The organism is Lacinutrix sp. C3R15 (assembly GCF_018860825.1).
Classification (GTDB): domain Bacteria; phylum Bacteroidota; class Bacteroidia; order Flavobacteriales; family Flavobacteriaceae; genus Oceanihabitans.
The window spans coordinates 1-2,513 of sequence record NZ_JAHKPZ010000028.1 but is presented as its reverse complement, the minus strand read 5'-3'; the positions used below and the strand labels follow the sequence as shown (position 1 = coordinate 2,513).

Sequence of the window (2,513 nt, the reverse complement as noted above, 5' to 3'; positions counted from 1 at the left end):
ACAAACTTAAGACGTGTATAAAAAATTGCTAGATTAGTGCTTAAATAATGGTAGTTGCATTTTTGCCAACTTCTGATTTTCCTTCGGAAAATCCTCGTCGCCAAAAACGCAACTTTCCATACACAAGACCGTTACCATGCATTAAAGTCACAACCACGTTATTGAAATTTTTGCTAAGAATATAATTTCTCTTTCAAATAAAATATTGAACTAATGACATCTAACCAACCAATAGAACCTAAACAAAGAATTGAAATTCTAGACATCCTAAGAGGTTTCGCTTTACTTGGAATCATTTTCATGAACATGGGATTTTTTAGCGGATACGTTTTTATGCCCTTTGATGACCTTAAACAAATAACGGACTTTCAGTTAGATGAAAAATTATATTCGTTTTTAGATATCATAGTCACAGGAAAGTTTTACACCCTCTTCTCAATTCTTTTTGCTGTTGGGTTCTATGTTCAATATGAAAAGAACAAAGAAGATTCTATAAATTTTTTAAAAACATATCGAAGAAGACTATTTTTTCTGTTATTGATAGGATTTTTGCACAGTTTAATTTGGTTTGGAGACATTTTACTTGCCTATTCGATATTTGGTTTTATCCTCATTTTATTCCGGAATGTCAAGTCTAAAAACCTTATTCTGTGGTCGTTATTTTTCCTTCTATTTCCACTTTTAATCGATTTATCTCTCTTGCCATTTTCTGAGGCTTTGAGTTCTGCTAGTCCAGAAAAAACGACTGCCATTGCACATGTTCAATATCCAGATATGACCGTTGAAGCAGTTATAAGTACATTCCAGAATGGTTCAATTGCAGACATATTCTTTTTAAACATTCATAATCTTGTCTGGAAATACTTAGGTTATATTCCATCAGGGGGGTATTTTAAATTCCTTGGAATTTTTCTTCTTGGTTACTATTTCGCTTCAATTGAATTTTTTACAAAAAAATCAAAATCAACCTTATTGTTGATAACCAGTTTAATAGTAGGTCTTTTGGCTACTTTTTCAGCTAAAACAATTGGTGGAAGTGCGTTTATGTTCCCATCAACTCCATTAAATATCCTTTATAAACTCTTGGTATTAGCCGGCCAGATATTTATGTGCATTTTCTATATAACTTCGATATTTAAAATTGTTCAAACTTCAATAGGTAGAAGAGCATTTAAATATTTAATCCCTGTGGGGAAAATGGCTCTGAGCAATTACTTGTTTCAGACCATAATCATGATTATTATATTTTACAATTTTGGATTTAATTTAATTGGTAAAATCGGTTTATTACATACATCAGGTATTGCTATTCTTATTTTAGTATTGCAAATTATTCTTAGCAATATCTGGTTAAGACATTTCAAATTTGGCCCATTGGAATGGATTTGGCGTAGCTTGACTTATAAAAAAAGGATAAATATCCGTTATCAAAATAACTAAACAGATGAAATTAACGCATGGTAACAATGTATAAAAATAATAGCCGAAATAGTAATAAATTAAAGGGTTTTAGCCCGCTTCAACTTTTTTGTATTTTGACAGGAAAGTGCCTCGCAGTCGGCTACTATTCTTATACATAAACGTTGGCTGCAATGCAAACGAACTACGAAAACAAAAGAATCCATTAAATGAAATTCGCATTAATTGATGACAAAAAAGTTGAAGCTTTTAAAGGAGCCAAAGGATTCTGTCAAAATTGCGGAGCAGAAATGATTGCAAAATGTGGAGAGTTAAAAGTAAACCATTGGGCACATAAAAGAAAACGACAATGTGATTCTTGGTGGGAAAACGAAACTGAATGGCACCGAAATTGGAAAGAAAACTATCCAATCGCTTGGCAGGAAGTTATTCAATTTGACAAAAAAACCAATGAAAAACACATTGCTGATGTTTATACAGATAACGGATTAGTAATTGAGTTTCAACACTCTCGAATTGATCCTGAGGAGCGAAGGAAGCGTGAGGATTTTTATAAAAACATGGTTTGGGTTGTTGATGGAACTCGTCTAAAGAGAGATTTTCCTCGTTTCAGTAAAGAATGGAAAAGTGATGGTATTAGCGATGTACATAAAACAAACAAACCTGGAATATTTGAGATTTGGTTTCCAGAATTTTGTTTCCCTGAATCTTGGCTACATAGCACTGTACCTGTGGTATTTGATTATTATGGAAACGGTTTTTTAGAAGATCCTCATGGATTAAGGAAAAAACTGTACTGCTTATTCCCTAAAGTTGGTAAACATGTCTGTGTTGCAGAGATTTCAAGTAAAGCTTTCATTAAGGCTACTACTTCTGGTGAATGGACTTTGAGACTTCAAAAGTTTTCAACTTATTTAATTGAACAGAGAAAACTACAAATTCAAAGAGAGAAACTTGAACAAGAAAGACGTCATGCTATTAATCGACATGAATTTAATCGACGATTACTTTCAAAGCAATTTAAAAGCAAAAGAAGAAGACGAAGATTTTAAATTTAAACAAAGCACAGCAGCCAACAAAGAACTGAGTTAAAA

General features: G+C 32.4%; 2 protein-coding genes. Both read left to right on the top strand.

Annotated features, from left to right (window positions below; genetic code table 11):
• The first annotated feature begins 213 nt into the window (after positions 1–213).
• Positions 214–1,440: a DUF418 domain-containing protein gene (locus tag KO494_RS08670; protein WP_215967215.1), complete on the top strand. Its 1,227-nt coding sequence runs from the start codon at positions 214–216 to the stop codon at positions 1,438–1,440.
• A gap of 188 nt (positions 1,441–1,628) precedes the next feature.
• Positions 1,629–2,471: a competence protein CoiA gene (locus tag KO494_RS08665; RefSeq protein WP_215967214.1), complete on the top strand. Its 843-nt coding sequence runs from the start codon at positions 1,629–1,631 to the stop codon at positions 2,469–2,471.
• Positions 2,472–2,513 lie beyond the last annotated feature (42 nt).

Coding starts and splice junctions, on each gene's coding strand:
- KO494_RS08670 (WP_215967215.1), top strand. CDS start 214: ATGACATCTAACCAACCAATAGAACCTAAACAAAGAATTGAAATTCTA.
- KO494_RS08665 (WP_215967214.1), top strand. CDS start 1,629: ATGAAATTCGCATTAATTGATGACAAAAAAGTTGAAGCTTTTAAAGGA.